Source organism: Thermonema lapsum, from assembly GCF_011761635.1.
GTDB lineage: Bacteria > Bacteroidota > Bacteroidia > Cytophagales > Thermonemataceae > Thermonema > Thermonema lapsum.
The window spans coordinates 1,085,556-1,106,324 of record NZ_JAASRN010000001.1 but is presented as its reverse complement, the minus strand read 5'-3'; the positions used below and the strand labels follow the sequence as shown (position 1 = coordinate 1,106,324).

Genomic DNA, 20,769 nt, shown 5'->3' with positions numbered 1-20,769 from the left:
ATAGGTTTGCCGCTAAAATACCAAAATATCTGTTTCGAATGCAACTACTTACTGCCCAAACTTCGCACGCAGAGCCGCTAACTTGGCAGCCATGTCTTCTGCTTCTTGCTTGCGCTCTTTGCGTTTGTCTTGCTTCTTGGGAGGTGGGGCATCTGTTTTCATCGAGAGGGCAATGCGCCGGCGGTTCAGGTCTACTTCAAGCACCGTAACCATCACTTTCTGATGCACCTTTACCACTTGCGCCGGGTCGCTTACATATTCGTGCGACAGCTGGCTGATATGCACCAGCCCGTCTTGATGCACGCCGATGTCCACAAATGCGCCAAATTTGGTTACGTTGGTAACGATGCCTGGCAGGCGCATGCCCGGCTGCAGGTCTTCGATGCTGTGTACTCGCTCATCGAACTGAAACACTTCGAATTCTTGGCGTGGGTCGCGTCCCGGCTTGGCAAGCTCATTCATGATGTCTTGCAAAGTAGGCAAGCCTATTTTGTCGTTTACATAACGCTCTATTTGAATTTGCTTGCGCAGCGAAGCATCACGCAGCAGGTCTTCTATGCGGCAGCCCAAATCTTTTGCCATTTGCTCCACCACAGGGTAAGATTCGGGATGCACGGCACTGGCATCGAGCGGATGCTCACCATGGCGGATGCGCAAGAAACCGGCTGCTAGCTCGAAGGTCTTTGGACCAATGCCCGGCACGCGTTTGAGTTCTTCGCGACTGCGGAAGCCGCCGTATTTTGTCCGGTAGGCGATGATGTTGTCGGCAAGGCGCTCGTTCAAGCCCGATACATAAGCAAGCAGCTGCTTGCTGGCGGTATTCAATTCTACACCTACGGCATTTACGCAACTGATAACCACGTCGTCAAGGCTCTTTTTCAAAGCTTTTTGATCCACATCATGCTGATATTGCCCCACACCAATGGATTTAGGGTCTATTTTTACCAGCTCTGCTAAGGGGTCTTGCAGCCGCCGCCCTATAGAGACCGCCCCGCGTACGGTTACATCTTTGTCGGGGAACTCTTCCCGTGCCACTTTCGAAGCAGAATATACCGATGCACCGCTTTCATTGACCATAACTACCAAAACGCCCGGAATGTGCAGGCTTCGCACAAACTGCTCGGTTTCTCGGCTGGCGGTGCCGTTGCCTATAGCAATGGCTTCCACCTTGTATTGCTGGCAAAGCTGGCGCAGCAGCTGCCCGGCTGCTTCTTTTTGGTTTTGTGGTTCATTCGGATAAATCACATCGTCGTGAAGCAGCTGCCCGTGTTCGTCGAGTACTACCACTTTGCAGCCTGTGCGGAAGCCGGGGTCAATAGCCAAGACGCGTTTTTCGCCAAAGGGAGAGGCTAAGAGCAGCTCGCGCAGGTTGTCGGCAAATACCTTAATAGCTTCTTCGTCGGCACGTTGCTTGGATTCTAGGCGCATTTCTGTTTCGAGCGAGGGGCGCAGCAAGCGCTTGTAGGCATCGGCGATGGCTTGGCGCACTTGTTCGGCAGCAGGGCTTTGGTTTTTCAAAAGGAGATGCTCTATTAGGGCAATGGCTTCTGCCTCGTCTGGTTCTATGCTTACGGAAAGAATCATCTCGCTTTCGCCCCGGCGAATAGCCAACAGCCGATGCGATGGAATGCTTTTGAGTGGCTCTTCCCATTCGAAATAATCCCGGAATTTTTGCCCTTCTTCTTCTTTCCCCTTGATGAGCTTGCTTTTGATAACAGCTTTTTCTTGAAAAAGTGTACGCAAACTTGCGCGTACCTCTTGCCTTTCATTGACCCATTCGGCTATGATATGGCGGGCACCTTCAAGGGCTTCTTCTATGCTGTTCACTCCTTTTTCTGCATCTACAAACGCTTGAGCGGCTGTTTCGGGAACAAGCGTTTCTGGCTGTTCATATAGCTGTTGCGCCAGTGGTTCCAGCCCCTTTTCGCGTGCCATCGTGGCTTTGGTGCGTCTTTTGGGGCGATAGGGCAAGTAAAGGTCTTCCAGCACACTTATGGTGTCGGCAGCCAAGAGGGCAGCTTTCAGCTCGTCGGTGAGCTTGCCCTGCTCTTCTATGCTTTTGAGAATGGTTTCTCGTCGTTTTTCCAGCTCGCGCAGGCGCTCTATTTCGTCCCGCACTTGTGCTATTTGCACCTCGTTTAGCCCACCTGTAGCCTCTTTTCGGTAACGAGCAATAAAAGGGATGGTGGCGCCTTCGTCCAACAATTGAATGGTAGCTTCGATTTGCTTAATTCGAAGCCCTAGCTTCTCAGATAAGCGTATTACTTCTTCGACCATGCGTATTTGTTCTATTTCTTACAATGCCTTCAAAAATACTACAATTTTTGCTTACTTAGAGTATATGTGCCGGCATGCCGGTGCGTATATGCTTTTTTTTAAAAAAAACTTGTATATCTGTTTACCAAATCGCAAAAAACCATATTAATTAATAAATCAAAGAAAGTTTTGTTATGAAATGTAACCATAGATGGAGATTACTTCTGCTTGTTTGCAGCTTCCTTTGGGCAAGCGAAGCTTTGGCACAAGCAACTTTTACGTGGACAGGTGCATCCAGTACCGCATGGAATAACTCTGCCAACTGGATAAGGGTGGGGATTGATGATGATAACGATGGCATCCCTGATGCGAATGATGATGTAGTATTTACAGGGGCGAATAATTGCACACTCTCTCGCAATGAAGCCTGTAAAAACCTGACCTTTGCGCTTACCTACACGGGCAGGCTAAGTTTGGGTACTCATACCCTGGAGGTGTACGGCAACTGGACACATATTGCTTCCAGCAATGTATTTCAGCCCAATACGGGTACAGTGGTGCTCCGTGACGGAGGGGCTGTGTCTTACCAGATAACAATGAACACTTCGTATAATGACTACTTTTATACGCTCATTTTTGACAGAGGTAGCAAGACTACGGACATAGGTCCTGCTTTTGGGGGTGTACGCATGGTAGGTCGTGAGTTGATAATGGAGAGTGGTACACTCACAGCCGCAGGTACAGGCTCTTTACCAGTGGCTAACTTGCGTGTGCGTAGCGGAAGCTCTTCTTTTGTCGGCTCGCGAATTTTGCAAGTACAGGGTAATACGGTTGTAGAAAGTGGAGATTTTACCCTTGGCAGTGGGGCTTACTTGAGCATTCAAGGCGACTATACGCAGACAGGAGGCTTTATTATAGGTAACCAGGCAATTGCTGCCGGCTCTGCGCCTGTGCGCTTCGACGGCAGTGCTGATAGCAGAATATTGAATGCTAGTGCCGTAGCCATTCGCTCAGCGGTGCGCATCAATAAGTCTGGTGGAGCAAAAGTAATATTGAGTTCGGGCATTGCCTCTATAACCATAGGCACGATTGCAGCCCCTAAAAACCTGTTTGTAGAAAATGGTTCGCTCCGTATCGAAACAGGTATACCATTAGTAGTGTATGGGGATATCGTTTTACCAGGGGCAGGTTATATCGATGCCTATAATGCAGGCTCTATCATTCGTTTGTCGGGTTCATGGAATAGCGAAAATTGTACGGCAGCCAACCCCTTGCTCACTGCCAGCACCTCCTCTGTACAGTTTATTGGAGGAGGGAATGTAGAGATACGTCCATCGACCTCTACCCGTTTCGATGAAGTAATTATTCAGAAAAGCGCAGGCAATAAAGTAACGCTTTATAGCAACCCTCTAGTGATTGACCGCTTGTTGAATATCCTTCCGGGTTGCGGACTAGTGGTAACCAATGTAATCAATGGTAATGAGCTTACTGTAAATAAACCAAGACATAACCCGGGCGGAGGTGCCGATGCATACGATATTCCTAAAGCAGATATTGATGTGAGAGATATCGTTATTGAAAATAACGCTTTCTTGGACCTATATACGAATGAGCCGGCAGGTAGTAATGTGATTACACTGTTTTTACGAGGGAACTTAGTGGACAACAATACTGCTTATCCTTCTGCTTCAAAGGGATTTTATGTAACGCCTTCAAATGTCTCAAATGCTGGAGGAGCAACTTGGCAAGGAGATAACAACCGTCTGCCTATGGTGGTATGTATAGGCAACTTGAATCAAGTACTCAATGGCAACACCATTGGCTTGAAAAACCTTGCCAATTCGCCTATTGCCGGGCTATCGGGGATTTACTTACCCAATGTCATTATCTACAAGGATAATAAAGACCAGTTTGTTGAATTTCCTACTGGCAAGGGAGGACGAGTCATGGGGAACATGACTATTTTGCAGGGGACCTTCCGTCTCCCTGAGGCTACTTTGTTGTATGGCAATACTTCAACAGATGAACTTCGAGTTTATGGGGTTTTTGAATTACAAGCAGGCTCTCGCTTGAGTATCTGTACGGGTGGCGACCCTCAAGGTGCATTTGTAAAAGTATGCAATGGGGGGTTACTTTCTTTCTTGGGAACGCCTTCCAAGTCCGTGCAGGTCGATAGAGACGGTAATACTGGGCAGTATTATCGCATGGAAGCCTGGCCCGGTGGAAGGGTAGAAGCCGCTTTTACCAATTTTAACTACCAAGGTGCTACTAATGTTGGTTTTCTACATAATGGAGGTCTGAATAGTAATGGAGGCTTTAAGTTGCACTATGCTTCAGAGCTGGCTCCACCCACTCAAGGTTTTCCCGACATTTACGACTACGACAATGATGGAAATACCGTAGAACTTGGTCCGCGCTATCAATTGGTAAATGGAGAACCCATCTATTATAATTTCAGCTATTGTTCCTTTGCGCAAGGTGCTTCGGGATATACAGCACTGACCATCAATACCGGGCAAACTATGACTATCAAAGGAGCTCGTTTTACTGGTTCAGGCAATATATCAGCAGATAGGAATATTGTAGCCAGCACATCGCTTTCAGCCAGTGCTTTGGGGTATACTGGGGCTACAAACTGCCCATCCCCTGTTTCTCCCGGTGATTTTTGTGGAGTGATCACCATGGTTGCTTCATCTGGTGCTATCGGCGGCTCCAACGGTGAAGGATGGGATGGAGGCATCAATGACAATGGTGCCCCCGAGCTTGACCGCATCAGATGGATCGAGTTTGCCCCCATATATTGGGTAGGGGGGTATTCAAGAAATTGTGGTGGACCACCCAACGTCTGGAAAGCAGACCCTGATGGTGCTAATCTGAATGGAGGAGTTGACCAAGGTTGTGTAGGAGTGGGTGGTATAGATCAGAGCAGCTGGGCTCATTGGCAGAACTGGTCTCTGAAAAATGATCGTTACTACAACCCCCTGCGCATTTACCCCGGTATGCCCAAGAGTGCCTTTTCGGCACCAGAGTTGCGAGCTGTTGACTTCCAGGAGTTTATCTTGGCAGGGCTGCGGCAAGATGAGTTGGCAGCCATCGATACAGACGGAGACGGTAACTACATAGAGCACTTCGATACAGACGGAGACGATGATGTGGCAGACGATGTAAATATCTTAACGGATACTCGCATACCGAACGACATCTTTGAGCGTTTCAATGTGTATTTGTCACATACAGCACCAAACAGTGTGGTTATACCTTCCAACATTGTAGGAGTGAATGGGGTAGGTCATATAGAAATAGAGGGACTTCTGGTAATCAACGGGCAGAGCACGGGCTCTGGCGGGCAACAACCGCAAGACTTGAAGCCGCAGAAGGATAACGAAAATAACACCAAGCTTACTTTACAAGGTGACATCACCCTTAGCGTGAAGAAGTCTATCATTGTCGAGAATAGACTGGGAAACACCAATACTCCTTCAGAGTTGGAGGCTCAGGGGAATGCGCAAATATTTGTGGGGCAGAATTATGTGGTTAGAGGAAATGAATCCGGGAATGGAACCAATAATTTTGGAGGACCGGGCTCGGTGGTTACCTTTACGCTCAATGGTCCTGGGGAGCAAGAGGTAAAATATGACAACGATGATAATTGGGAGAATTTTGTGATAGATAAACCATCCGGGACTGTTATCCTTCAGGGCTTGGGTGACAACTTAGATTGCTTTAAGTTTCACATGAAACAGCCCAATGGCACTGCCTCTTGCCGTCTTTCTAGCGGCTCGGATCTGACCACGCGCGATGACTTTATTCTGGATGGTGGTACTTTTATCTTCGATAACGGTGAAGTGATAGTAGGGGGCAGCTGGCTGAACAATGGAGGGTATGTAGATGAAGTGATATTGAATGCGGCGGCAGCCGTACGATTCCGCCCTACTACTCCGGGCAACTACATCATCCGCACACGGGGACAGGTATTCTACCAAGTATTCTTCGATAATGCCGGTGGCGGGACCAGTACTTACACCATAGAAGATGGCATGCGTGCCTTGGCACAAACTACCATTGGTAACAGATACGTAGTGCAGACCGCCAACGTACCCATAGGCACCACCGTATCGCTGCAGCTTACGGGGCTTACTGTACAGAGTGGTGGAAAAATAGATTTGAATCCCGGTGCCGAGCTGCTTATGCAGACCGATGCTTCTAAAATCACGGCTCAAGGAAGCAAAAACTTGATTATAAACGGAGAATTAGAAGCCATCGGCACTCAAGACCACTATGTCCGTATTTCCCGCATGGGCAACGATTACTACCGCTTCGATATCAACGGGCGGGCAGCCGTGCGCTTCTATAACATTCAGTTTACAGATGAATTCGGCGTGGACATGCGTGATGGAACGCCCAAAAGCCCCGGCATTACGCTATTTGGTAGTGGGTGTCCAGTATTGGCAGTGGGTACTTTCAGCGATGGTACTTTTGCTAATGGGAAAGATGTAAACAATGCTACTTACTTATGGCTACCAGGAAATTACGAGTCGCAAGACGTGTTTAATGTCAACTTCCCCGTAGCACTTACTTCTCCGGGGGCTTCCAATGTGCGCAGAGAGGGCGCCAATGGTAGCAACGCCTATGTGAATACGGTGGCTATCGATGACCCACCTGTGGGGGAGCTTCCGGGAGATACTTCTGATATCCGCTATCAAAAAACCCGCTTCATCAACGCTACTGGTGTGTTTGCTGGCGAGCTGTTTGATAGAGAAACCGCAGGTACATGGACAGGACCGGTAGATTCTATCATCGTATGGTCTGGTAAAATCAAATATTGGGATGGTGGAGGCGATGGAGTTAGCTGGCATGACCGTTTTAATTGGACGGATGATGCGCTACCTACCATTCAAGATGCCGTGGTAATAGATCACCGCTATATACCCGGTACTATAAACATACAAGTAAATGGTGCCTCCTTATCAGATAACCATACCCCCATAGTGGGAGGATTTACTAATGCCCCCAATGGGATACCTGAAATCGCCTGCCGAGATTTGATTATAGACACTGGCGGGGGTAATCCCATCAATTTGGATATTTCTGGGAATGTTGAAGTCCTCATACAGCGTTCATCGCCTTGCCCTGGGGGTACGGAGTATGGCGGCGACCTTACCGCAAGCAGGGGGGTAACTATCCGTGCGGGTAACGGATTTGAGACCATCACCGTTGGTAAAGGGTGGAGCATGGCAGGTGCCTTCGACTATGACATGGAAGACGACGGCATAGACCGGGCACGTGTAGTATTTAATCAAAACGTAGGATCTCGAACCATCACCACAGGACCTACCTTCAGCCACTTCTGGGATGTTGAGTTTCAAGGTGGATACACTGAAAACAACGACGCGCTTTTTGTAGATAATGACTTCGTTATTAAGAAACCAGCAACAGCGACGTATACACCTGTGTATGATGCCTCTGATGTGAGTGGAATCAAGATTTATGTGGGAGGTAATTGGATTAACGACAATGGGGTGTTTGTGCCTCGCACAGGAGAAGTGGTATTCAATGGCTCCGGACCGCAGACTATTACGCGACTCAGTGCCGCAGGACCGCTGCAAGCTTATGAAAAGTTCTATGATTTGCGTATTCAAAAACCGACAGAGAACGGTACTGTAACCTTGAACAGCCGTGTGCTGGTCGAAAACTTGTTGAGTCTGGATCAAGGCATCTTTAAGACGAGCGAAGACAACGGCACTGGTAACGGTAAGGAAATTATCATTGGTCTAAAGGGCTCATGGGTGCGTTCTATCTTGGCAAGTCCGAATACCGCGTTTGTGGATGGTCCCGTAGGACGTATATTCCAAGGTTCTTCAGTGCTTTCCAACGCTTTGAACTTCCCCATTGGACGCTCCGGATACGCCTATACCGGTGGCAATAGCCCTGCCGGCTCTGATGGCTATGCCTTGCAGGTGAAACTTACCAACAACAATCCTACGGCTTTTACTATGCAGATTATGGAAGGCAGGAACCCAGAAGATGAGGATGAAGACGGTATATACGAACCGGGAGGAGATGATGGCGTGGACCACAAGATACTCCCTTATGCGCCGAGAATCAATATGGTTACCAATCAGCGCTATTGGAAAATAAAGAATATCGGTTTCCCTTCTGCTTTGCCATTAGATGCAACACCGGCGGTAGCTGCCGGCGATTTGAAGGAAGCAGTTGTTACCTTGCGCTTTAATGCATTGCAAAACACCATTGCAGCTCCGCCGCCTTTGGATGCGCAGTATCCCAATGTGATGGCAGACCTTAGTTTGGTAGGGCAGTTGAGTATTCTGCAGGATTACTCCGATGAAGACTTGTCTTATGCTCGTCAGGCAACACCCTCAATAGTCAATACGGAATTGTCTATCCGCAGAGGTTATGCCTCCAAAGGCGAGTACTGGCGCGACATTGGTGGAATCGGGGACTTGGAGTCTAATATTGTAACCATCAGCTCTACCGAGCGTGTGACCACCTTAGGCAACAGCCGCTTTACCATCGGATGGTATTTCATTCCGTTGCCCGTAGAGGTATTGAGCCTGCAGGCGAAGGTAGTCAATCAGAGCCAAGTACAGCTTGATTGGGTAGTTGTCAACGAAAGCCACTTGGCTTACTATGGCATAGAACGCAGCACCAACGGGCAGCAGTTTGAAGAAATAGCCCGTGTGGAAGCCCGCAATAGCGGCGAAACAGTGGCTGCCTACTACCACATCGACCCTGCTCCGCACATAGGGGTGAATTACTACCGCCTGCGCCAAGAAGAAAAAGACGGCAAAGTAAGTTATTCGAAGGCAGTGGCAGTAGAAGTAAGGGATAATATTTCTGAGCTGGGTAGGATGAGCGTTTATCCCAATCCACTGACCGGCAGTGAGCTGTTTGTTGTTTTACCTCATACAGATATGAAGGTTGCTGTCCTGCGTTTGTATGATGCTCAGGGACGCCTCGTAGAAGTGAATCGTCATACAGTGGACGCACATACACTTCGCTTGCAATTTAGCCGTAAACCACAAGCCGGCGTGTATATACTGAGTCTTCAGACAGACAAGGGGCAAGTGTACTATGCTCGTCTTGTGATTGAGTAGCAGCTTACAACGGTAAGTGATTGTTCAGATGAAGGAGCCCTATAAGGGCTCCTTTTTTTGAGTCTGAAATTTGTACTGTTTTTTGTTAGTTCAAAAAAATGCTTTTGCCTTTGGACATCTTTGGGGGATTTTTCTATTATTTGACGCAACAGAGCGTCGATCTATTCTTAAACATAATTAACCATTTTTCGTACCATAAAAAAATAAGAACATCTTACTTAGTTATTGCCCCTTTCTCATTTACCTTTGCAAAAGGTGAGATATTTAAGGAAAAGTAACTGTCTTAAAAATGTAAGCGCTATGAAAGTGCATAAATCGCAAAAATGGGTAGTGATTTTAGTTTTGCTGATGAGCTTGCCCATGCTCACGTGGGCACAAGCAGTTTTTACGTGGACAGGTGCATCCAATACTGCATGGAATAACTCTGCCAACTGGATAAGGGTGGGGATTGATGATGATAACGATGGCATCCCTGATGCGAATGATGATGTAGTATTTACAGGGGCGAATAATTGCACACTCTCTCGCAATGAAGCCTGTAAAAACCTGACCTTTGCGCTTACCTACACGGGCAGGCTAAGTTTGGGTACTCATACCCTGGAGGTGTACGGCAACTGGACACATATTGCTTCCAGCAATGTATTTCAGCCCAATACGGGTACAGTGGTGCTCCGTGACGGAGGGGCTGTGTCTTACCAGATAACAATGAACACTTCGTATAATGACTACTTTTATACGCTCATTTTTGACAGAGGTAGCAAGACTACGGACATAGGTCCTGCTTTTGGTGGGGGTACACGCATGGTAAGCAATGAGCTCATAATGGAGAGTGGTACACTCACAGCAGCAGGTACAGGCTATTTGCCGGTGGCTAACTTGCGTGTGCGTGGCGGAAACTCTTCCTTTAGTAGCTTAGGTGGTAGAATTTTGCAAGTACAGGGTAATGCGGTTGTGGAAAGTGGTAGCTTTACTTTGCAGGCTTCAGCTAAAGTGGAGATTCAAGGCAATTATACGCAAAATGGCGGTTACATCGTAGGGGATAATACTACTGCCCCGTTTTCAGCTCCAGTTCGCTTCATGGGGGGCAGCTCAACGAGTGTGGTCAGTGGGACAGCCGTGAACATACGTGCTGCAGTATCTATTCTCAAAAATGTACGTTGGAATGTACCGGTTACTATAGGGGAAACTACCGCACAGAAGAACTTGGTGATAGGAAACAATGGGCTTTTGGATATACAAACCACTGCGCCGCATAGCATCAATGGTAGTGTGGTGTATGCCAATGACAATGGGGTAATCCGGGCTTCTGCATCACCTACTGTGCTCAAAATTTTACAAGATTGGGACAGCAGTCAATCTACGGCAGTCGATCCTTTGCAGCGCCCGGTGGGTGACTCGCAAATCTATTTTATAGGTAATACAAGCAATTGTAGCATCAACGTATCGGCTAATACGTTTTTCGACTACTTGTATATTAACAAGACCGATGCGTATCGTATAGTAAGCAATACAGGCTCCAACCCTTTGCGCATCAAGAAAAACTTTCATATCCTGTCAGGCACTTTCCGTGCTAATAACGTAACCAATGCTACCAATACTTTATCTATTGTAGCATCGGTAAATCATCGCCTGAACCGGAACAACAGCACAGGAGGAGCCATTAATATTAGCTCCGATCCTATTCAAGCTTTGGCGATGGGAGCCAATACCGGAGAAACTGTTTCTTACCCTGCAGGAGATATTATTGTAGAAGAAGACGTCATTATAGAAGACGATGCATGTTTGGACTTGGGAACCAACGAACCGGGCAATATAGAAACTAATCGCACCAATTTTATTACCATTGCGCTATACGTAGGCAAAAATTTGGATGACAAAAACAATACACTGCCTTCTAATGCACAGGCAATCCCAAGTACTTCTTATCCTACTAATCCGGGACCACCACGTGGTTTGTATTGCGGACTCTCTACTGCTTATCCTTTGGGGGTTCGCCAAAGTTGTACAGCTGCGGGAACTGTGAATTATCAAACAGGATTAGCGCCAAGAGAAAACTATCAAATCCCGACGATTGTATTCTTCGGAGGAACTCCCGCAACCATTGTCGGAAACGTACCTCAGTTACCTAATTTTTGTAACAATTTCAATGGGGGCAAGGGTCTCTTATTGCCGAATGTTTACATCGTAAAGACCAGCACGAGTGCAGATCCGAATGCCACTCAAGTAACCATGTCAAATAACCTCCGCATTCATGGCAATTTTAAAATTCTGCGAGGGACTTTTAACACCAACGGCTACACCCTTTATTACGGCGACTACGCAGCCAAAGATGTGGGAGGGGGTATTAGCGACGCTGCCCTTATGAGCAATTACTATTCGCGTGATGACGTCATAGACGTATATGGGCGCTTTTTACTCACTGCTGGCAGTCGTTTGTTTATGAATACCGCAGGAGAAGAAAGAGGGACGTTTTTACGTGTGCGCAAAGGAGGCTTTTTCCGTGCTTTGGGGACTGCTGCCAACCGTGCCACAGTAACACGCGAAGGTACGCCCGGGCAGTATTATCGTATTTGTGTGTATAACGGAGGTGCCATAGAAGCCATTCATACAGAGTTTACCTTTATGTCGGCTTTCAGCGACAGCCGATATGGAACGTCTGATTCTAGAAACTGGCTGGGAGACAACACTATTACAAGCTCGCCCAACTACGATCTACCCTCTTGGGAATACGAAGGAGGACCGGGTTCTGGGCATGGCTGGCAAGAGAGCCGGGGGGGGTTGAAGGTGATGATGGGCGCTATCATTAACCCTCTTGACAACACTTCGCCCGATCTGCAATGGGGCACTGTGCCCCATAATTTCAGCTATTGTTCTTTTGGTAGTGGGGGCATAAACGCAGCTTGTTTAACCATCAATACGGGACAAGCATTGACTATTTACAATGCTAACTTTTCTAGCAACAGCGGTAGCTATTCTAAGAATGTGATTGCCAACGCTCGTTATTATTTTAACTCTTCTGTAATGGGTGACCCTGCTGCTAATGTGGCAGGTTTTGGTAATTTGCAAATAAACGTGATTACCATGAAGAGCTCTTCTGGTGCCATAGGAGGCGGTGTGGGTGAGCAGTATGATGGTGGTTTGAACGACAACAATGTAAATCCTTTCTATGACCAAATTCGCTGGGAGAACTATGTGAGGATTTATTGGGTGGGGAATTCCTGGGGAACAACAGGACCCAATCCAAAGCGTCAGAGAATAATAAAAGAAGGTGACGTAGTAGTAAGTGGCGGCGAAGGTCCCTATTATGAAAATTCTAACCTAGATCCCCTAGTATATAAATATATAGATGAGACACACACGGATGATGCAACTGCTTGGACTAACCCCAAAAACTGGTCTTTATATAACGACCGATACTATAACCCCTTCCAAATATACCCTGGCCAAACCACCTTACCCTATGGCTTGCCTAAAAAAAACAAAGAATCTACTGTATGGGTAGGTAATGACCCCAATGGTGAAATACCGGCAGATACCTTGAAGATGTTTGATGTGATGATAACACGTTCGGCGGGCTCAAATCCCACTGTGGATATAGACGTTGAGGTGTATGGCGCGGTAGTGGTCAATGCCGGCGTGCTCCGCGATGGGCAGCGCATTTATGATGCACGTGATAATGGAGCATCAGGTACTGCGGGAGTTTTTGGGCAAATGCTGGCAAGAGAAGATCTAGACCCTTCGGTTAATCGAGGAAGGGATAGTACTACTAGTAGTATACCTCACAAGGTGCTTACCATCTCTGCTGGGCGTGTTTTGACTGTGGGGGGCGACATGCAAGTGCGTGCCAATGGGCAGTTGAAACTGCAAGCCAACGCAGAAGTGCGTATAGGTACTAACTTATTTGCCTTAGATAACCTTGCAAGTTGGAATGAGAATATCTCACCACCAGCATATTATTGCGACGCGGCTGATGATTCTAAAAGTTATGTGACTATGGGTGGTTTAAAGACTATGCCCAATATTGTAATGGATCCAACTGCTACGCTAGTGTTTAATGGAACAGGCGAGCAGCAAATCATGGTACGTAGAAACGAGGTGCAAAATGTACGCGTGGATAAACCGGGTGGTGTACTTCGTGTGCAGGGGCTCACTTTCTCTGAGCGCGCACGATTCCAGATCCTGGGTAATTTGACCATCAACGGAGGGGAGTTCCGTATGCTTTCTACTACGCCCCTGTTGGTCAATGGTAATGTAACCTTGAACGGAGGTAGCTTTACCTTTAACGACAGCCCAGTGACAGTACGGGGTAATTGGATAAACAATGGGGCGAATATAGACCCGGGAGCAGGGCGCATCAACTTTCACCCCAATAGCACGGCTAAGCGCATCATTAAAACCAATGGACAGCCCTTCCCCGCTGTTTACATTGGCTTCTTTGTAGATTACACGCAGGTGGGTAATTGCTATATGAAAGATGCCGACCCTGATGACTATCCTGTGGGTCATCCCATTCGTTACCCGAAAGTTACCTCTATGGTAGAGTATGAGGTGCAAGATGAGTTGATTGCATTGGGGCATACCACCGTGATGGCAAACCGGAAGTTGAGCACCTTACCTAATGCCAATGTGAAGTTGAAGTTGGCGGGTGTACGTGTGGAAAACAATGGGGTGCTGGATTTGAACCCAGGGGCAGAATTGCTTATAGATCCCAACCCGGCTTATCCTTTCTATGTGGATAAAAGAAATAATATTTCTCCGATTCAAGCAGATAAACCCACTCGAACGCTTTTGATCGAAGAGGGCGGTTATTTGGAAGCTGTGGGCTCTGCTTCGCAATATGTGAAAATCAGCCGGCAAGGGATATCTGACTATTACCGCTTCTTGGTAGAAGGTACTATTCAAGCGCGTTACTTCCTGTTTGAATTTATGGATGAGCGCGGAGTGGATCTTTCTGGCACCTTAACCGGTGATGGAGCAGGGGTGGCAGGTAGCGGTATATTAGGAAGCACCAACAGTGCAGGTAGGGGCGCAAGCACAGACCCAGCAGCTGGTATTGGCAGCTTTAGCGATGGTATTTTTACCAACGGCAAGCCGCTTGCCGGGTCAGTGTATTTAAACTTGCCGATAGTTTACTCAACAAGCGATATCTATAGAACCAACTTTGCACTGCCCATTCCGGGAGGCTATAACGTACGGCGAAGCCCCAGTAGTTGTGCATCCAACCAAGTAGTTTTCCGCCTAGCATCCGGTGCTTTCCGTGGGGAAAGCTATGATGACGACCGAGATGTGGCAAGCTGCTTTGGGGGAGATGGTAATGTGCGCTGGATTGAAAATATCAAGCGCTGGGATGGGCGCACCAATGGAGGAGTGGCTACTAATGATAACTTGTGGACTAACCCTGCAAACTGGGAAGGGGATGTCTTGCCTACTTCCAGCGATGATGTAGTTATAGACTACACAGCATCCAATCTTGACCCGAATTATGCTTCTGGTGGGCGTTCTTTTGTAGTAGAAATTACTTCTGGTACAGTTCAGTGCGCCAGCTTAACCATCAATGCTACCAACGATCCCAATGGTCCTATCAACGATGTTTACTTGCGTTTGAATGGCGGAAACTTGCAGGTAACCGGCGACTTCTCTGTGCAATCAAACAGCCATGTAGAAGTGCTTAACCCTGCTAGTACGATTACCGTAGGAGGCAGCTGGAACATACGTGGTGCCTTCACCCATGGCAACGGTACAGTGGTGTTCGATGGCGGCACCGGATCGCGGGTAATCTATGGAGGTGCCAATCATGCCCCTGGTACCTATGGCGTATTTAATAACCCCTTCTATAATGTAGAATTCCGCTCCGGAATCAGTGAGCTCAACTCTACCTTGTTCGTAGAAAACGATCTGACCATTGCGGCTGGGGCTACTTTGGATGCAAGTATTGCCAATAACCGTATAGACATCAAAGGCAACTGGGTGAACCACGGTACCTTCGTGCCGCGTCAAGGAGAGGTGGTCTTTTCGGGCAACAAGCCCCAAGCATTAACAAAGACCGGCGGGGCAGGCTATGAAACCTTCTGGCGCTTGATTATGGCAAAAGAGGATGTAACCTCTGCGGGTAGCTTTACACCTTCTACTACCAATTTGACGCTCAATAATCGTGTGGTCGTTGGACCCATCACGGGTTCGGTACTGGGCGGGGAGCTCTACCTCATGAACGGAAAAATTATTTCCGATAAAAACAAGGAGTTAATTATATCGGAAAAGGCACAATGGCGCCGTGACCCCTCATCACCGGTTGCCAGTGCCTTTGTAGAGGGACCAGCCGGGCGTATATTCTCTAGCTTTTCCTCTGAGGTGCGGTTGGCTTTTCCTATAGGGAAGGGAAGCTATCCTGGGACTATTACTGATGGGGTAGCCTTGAATGTGAGGCTTAATAAACAGGTACCCACCACCTTCACAGTAGAGCAGTTCAATGCCAACCCCGAAGACTGGACACCTTCCAACACACGGACATTGTATCCGGCAAGCAGCCGCATCAACATGATTTCGCAAGACCGCTATTGGGTGGTGAAGAATATAGAGTTTCCTAACGATCCAAACAATGCTGCAGATTTCGTATCGCTTTCTGTGGAGCTGCCCTTCCGTGGCGAGGATGAAACTTCCAACTTTCCTATCAACGTGAATGGCAACACCTACTACGTGAGTGCTGCCAACAACCTAAGTTTACTGGAAGATATCCACATATTGCAAGACTTTGACGATTATGACAAAAACTTGGCAGGATTGCGGAATACCGCTCCCCCAGACATCGAGCGTCGAGTACGTCGTGGGCAGGCAGACGATGAAGGACAATACTGGAGAGACTTGGGTGGTTTGCCTTTCTTGTCAAACTCCAATACACAGATAATAGCCGGCGGTATCGCTACGCTGGGCAATGGGCAAATGACCTTCGGTTGGCATTTTATTCCTTTGCCGGTAGAAATTCTCAACTTAGGAGCCAAAGCAGTAGAGGGCAGAGTGCATCTCAGCTGGGTAACCGTGTATGAAAAAGACAACGCCGGCTTCACGATTGAGCGTAGCCTGAATACCAGGGAGATAGAAGAAATAGGTTGGTTAGAGGCAAAAGGTTCGGAAGGGAGCAGTGTAACCGCCTATGAGTACTGGGATAACCATCCGCCTCAAGGCGTGGTGTATTATCGCCTGCGTCAGAAAGATAAAAATGGAAGCACCAGCTATTCGAAGTGGGTGGCTGTAGAAGTAAAACAAGGCAATCGTTACGAGCCGGGCAAAGTGAGTCTGTATCCTAACCCGGCACAAGACGGACAGTCGTTCTATGTAGAATTGCCTTATGGCATGGAGCTTTACGAATGGCAGGTGGTGGACATGAAAGGCAATATCATCGCAGGCGAACGTGCCCAATCCGGCATGAAGAATACTTTGAAGGTAGATTTGAAACGCCGCTTGCCAGAAGGTGTATATTTAGTGCGTTTGCGCACCCAAAGCGGCTGGCAATTTGTTCGGTGGGTAGTTCTGTAAAGCATCGCGCCTGATTCTGAAAAAGAGGGGTATCTTCTCTAACAGATGCCCCTCTTTTTTCGTATGAACAATGAGTCTGTTTTATTGTTTTTGATTACATTTTCGGACTCTTACTGTATTTACGAGTGATACAAAGTGCTAATGTCATGAAAAGAATATTGTTAGTTTGGCTGACAGTACTACTTTCTGCTACTGTTTATGCTCAAACCACTCGCTATGTAGATGCCAACGGAGGAGCTGATGCTGGTGATTGTGCTTCAGCTGGCAGCCCTTGTAAGACCATCACCTACGCGGTACAAAGGGCGCAAGCCGGCGATATTGTACAAGTGGCAGCAGGCACCTACAATACTGCACTTGGAGAAAGCGCTACTCTTACGCTAAACAAGCGCCTTACCTTAAAAGGTGCGCAGGCAGATGTGTCGCCCAATATGCCTACTTCGGACAGAACGCTGATCTGTTCTGAAACGACTACTCTACCTGAATCGATTTTGGATGGCGTTGGTTTAGTTGTAACGGCTGCCGGAGTAGTTATCAATGGCTTTGAAATATTGAATGCCAATATACAAATATCCGCTTCTGATGTTACGGTGCAATACTGCATGATTACTCCAGCGAGCACTCAAAGGGCAATAGAACGTACAGGCTCTGGGCAGCTTACCCATTGGCTAATAGAGGAAAATCGTATCGGACATAAAAATGGGCTGACAATGGATGCGGAGGGCTTTTTTGTGCAGCAGATTGATGACCTTCGCATGCGTAGAAACTATGTATGGAAAGCCGACGGCGCTTTTCGACTGATAAACGTAACTAATGCATTGCTTGAAGAAAATGTGGTGAACAATGGAGCTCAATGGCGCAGTAATTCCCCTCCCGGCTGTTCTTCCTTTAGCTATAGAGGGCAGCCCAAGCCTTCGGTCGACTCTGATGCTTCCTTTTTTGCTTTGAGCATAGAAGGGGCATGCAGCAACCTACGTATTGAACGCAATGAGTTCGACGGAGTAGTCACTGACTCGCAAGCAGAAGAAGGGCTGGTACGTATCCATGCTTCTGAGTTGGCAGGAAGCTGTGTCTTTATGAATAATTTTTTTGTGAGCTCTGGCGGCTTGCCCGTTATTCGAATCCCCAATGCCTATAGCAGTTATACACACAATTTCATTGTTTTCAGAGAAAATTTTATTAACGGCACTACCCCTTTGGTGGACGTAGGTACAGGAACCCCCAGCGGCAGTATTGATGCCAATGCTAATAACTGGGCGCTGAAGAAAATGGGAGACCCCAGTACGAAGAGTGCTAATGTTAGCGGAAGCCCCAATGCCCGCAATGCATTTAAAACGGTTACCTACTTTTTTCTGTCTGATGGGAGGGTAAGTAACGACCAAGACTCGCTGGCATATGGCTTCCAAAGTAAGCGTCAAATTGGCTACTCCTCCTCCTCCAATACCTTGCAAGAAGCCATCGATGCCACACCTGCGGACCCAGCAGAGCGTTGGACCTTGGTTTTGTCTTACTCAGAATACCCAGGTGGAATTTTTGATAAAGCTGAGCCATCAGTAATAAACCGCCCTATGATTTTGTATGGTTTTGTGTCGGGGTATGGCACGGTTACACTTACAAGTTCTACGCTCAGTGCTCCCCTTCTGGAGGTAAGCAGCGATTCGGTTACTATAAGACGTCTTTTCTTACGACTTACCAACGTTGCTACTAAAGGCATTAGCATAAAGGGCAGCAATCAAGTGCTGCTTGACAGCATACAGTTTCAAGTTAACAACGGAGTTGCTGATTTTACCCATCTTATCATAGATTCGGACGACGCTTCGGCTTCGCTAGAGCAGAACAGTGTGATGGTAACCAACTGCAACTTCAATGCCACCGCCACGCCCAATGTAGGGCAGGGAGTGGCTATTTACAATGCCAACAAGGGAGTGAGTGGGCAACCTCTGCCAGTTTATCAAAGCATACGCATTGAAAATAACACCTTTTCCGGCAATTTGAAATACTATGTTTTTATGGACGGCGCAGCTGGCAAAGAGGTAGATACGGATATAGACATAAGAACCAATTCCTTTAACGGCAAATTGCCCTCTGCAATGTTGGATGCGGAAAAATACACACTAACCGAAAAAATTATCGACGGTATAGACGTGTACAATACCGGTTATTGCTATTTTGAAAATAATACTGCCTATGTTACAACCAACAGCTTTTACACTCCTTATACCAACACACCGGACCTAAGCCGCGCAATTGCACGCTTGCAAGATGGTGGTGTAGTGAAGTTCTTACCGGGTAATTATCCTCATGTTATTGTGGTAGATAAAGGCGTTACGTTACAACCCGATGGAAATGGAGACTTTACTGCTGCAGGCATTGACATCAATGCTCCCGGAAAGGAACTGATTTTAAAAGGAAAACTGACTATCAATCAGTCGCTTACGCTTACCGCCGGCTATGTGCGTAGTAATTATGACTTCGTCATGTTGCGAGCTACGGTAGTAAACGGAGGAGATAATGGCTCTTATGTGCGTGCCAAAAAAGTATGGTGGGATTTAAGTAACGGTTCGGGACTTACCACCGTGAACTTCCCCATAGGCGAAGCTGGACAGAACGAGTACAGAGGGCTTATCCTTAGAAATATAGATGGCGATGCATTGTTGTATGCTGAAACCCAAACCATACCACTTCCAAGTAATGCAGTGTTTGGAAGCAGCGTGAGTGGAACAATAGGCACGCGTTCCTGGAAGCTTGTGACGGATTTGGGGAGTATCACTACCAATGGGGAAGTGGAAATATTTTTTGGTAATGGAGATGGGGTCAATGCTTCGAACCACTTGTATTTGGCAGCGGCACAAGCCCCAGGTTTTTTAGGTACTTACGAAGCTCTTTTGCCTGCTACTACCAATACTTATCCGATAGGTTCAGTGAAGGGGGCGCATCGAACCATAGGCAGCGGCGACGCCTATTTTATACTGGTTTACAGCTGCCCTGCCGAAGGACCACCCCCCACGGTGACTACTTCTTCGCAGTTCTACGATGCCGACAACCAAGTGGTTTATGTATGTAGTGGAAGCTCGGTAGTTTTAGAAGCAAGCATCAACGACCCTACCTTTACCTATACATGGCAGCAAAGTAATGATGCTATTGGATGGACAAATATTCCGGGTGCCGAAGCCTCTACCTACACTGCTTCACAGCCGGGTTACTATCGCTATGTGGCACAAAGCCTATGTTTTACTGTTGCCTCTCCGCCAATACAACTTGTAGTCCCTTCTGAGCCGTCTGTTGTCGTACTCGATGCCGCCGGGCAAGCTGTAACTGCCCCCATCGAATTGTTTTTGGGTAATACAGTGAACCTTCAGCTACAGATTAGGGGAGGAAATGGCTTAGAGAAGGTCCTCTGGGAGCCTTCCGAAGGCATAGACAACCCCACCGGAAAAAATGTGGTGTTGACAGCAGTGCGCCCCGGCAGCACAACTTATACCGTTACTGTGCGTTACGGCGAAGGTTGTGCAGTGAGTACTACTTTTGAAGTCGTTGCTATAGAGGATTACTTCTTGCCCAATGCTTTTTCGCCTAATGGCGACGGCGTGAATGACACCTTCAAGTTTTTTGGTTTTGGAGTGTCAACCCTTAATTTCCGTGTATTCAATCGCTTTGGGCAGCTGGTATATGAAACCAACCGAGTAGAAGACCTGATGAATATCGGTTGGGATGGCAAAAGCCTCGATGGGCAAGAGCTGCCGGGTGGAATTTATATTTGGGAGCTGAACGCAAAGAAAATCAACGGAGACCCCATCACACTGAATGGGAAAACCACCGGTACCCTTATGATTCTGCGTTGAATTTTATTGAGCCAGGGTATAATCGGGAG

At 47.5% G+C, this 20,769-nt stretch carries 4 protein-coding genes; 3 read left to right on the top strand and 1 reads right to left on the bottom strand.

Annotation, left to right across the window (positions count from 1 at the left end):
• Positions 1-48: 48 nt before the first annotated feature.
• A complete protein-coding gene (locus FHS56_RS04835) occupies positions 49-2,277 on the bottom strand; it encodes a Tex family protein (protein ID WP_166918718.1) in 2,229 nt (742 codons plus the stop codon).
• A gap of 173 nt (positions 2,278-2,450) precedes the next feature.
• Here FHS56_RS04835 and FHS56_RS04830 point away from each other — a divergent pair, with 173 nt between their 5' ends.
• From FHS56_RS04830 to FHS56_RS04820, 3 genes are all read left to right on the top strand, one after another.
• Positions 2,451-9,371, top strand: a complete 6,921-nt coding sequence (locus FHS56_RS04830) for a T9SS type A sorting domain-containing protein (RefSeq protein ID WP_166918717.1) — start codon at positions 2,451-2,453, stop codon at positions 9,369-9,371.
• Between the two features lie 300 nt (positions 9,372-9,671).
• Positions 9,672-16,901, top strand: a complete 7,230-nt coding sequence (locus tag FHS56_RS04825; RefSeq protein WP_166918716.1) for a T9SS type A sorting domain-containing protein — start codon at positions 9,672-9,674, stop codon at positions 16,899-16,901.
• A 146-nt stretch (positions 16,902-17,047) separates the two neighbouring features.
• The gene (locus FHS56_RS04820; protein ID WP_166918715.1) at positions 17,048-20,740 is read left to right on the top strand and encodes a T9SS type B sorting domain-containing protein; all 3,693 of its coding nucleotides are present in this window, start codon (positions 17,048-17,050) and stop codon (positions 20,738-20,740) included.
• Positions 20,741-20,769: the final 29 nt, after the last annotated feature.

Bases quoted from the DNA above. Each gene is read 5' to 3' on its own strand.
- FHS56_RS04835 (WP_166918718.1), bottom strand. From the start codon at position 2,277: ATGGTCGAAGAAGTAATACGCTTATCTGAGAAGCTAGGGCTTCGAATT.
- FHS56_RS04830 (WP_166918717.1), top strand. From the start codon at position 2,451: ATGAAATGTAACCATAGATGGAGATTACTTCTGCTTGTTTGCAGCTTC.
- FHS56_RS04820 (WP_166918715.1), top strand. From the start codon at position 17,048: ATGAAAAGAATATTGTTAGTTTGGCTGACAGTACTACTTTCTGCTACT.
- FHS56_RS04825 (WP_166918716.1), top strand. From the start codon at position 9,672: ATGAAAGTGCATAAATCGCAAAAATGGGTAGTGATTTTAGTTTTGCTG.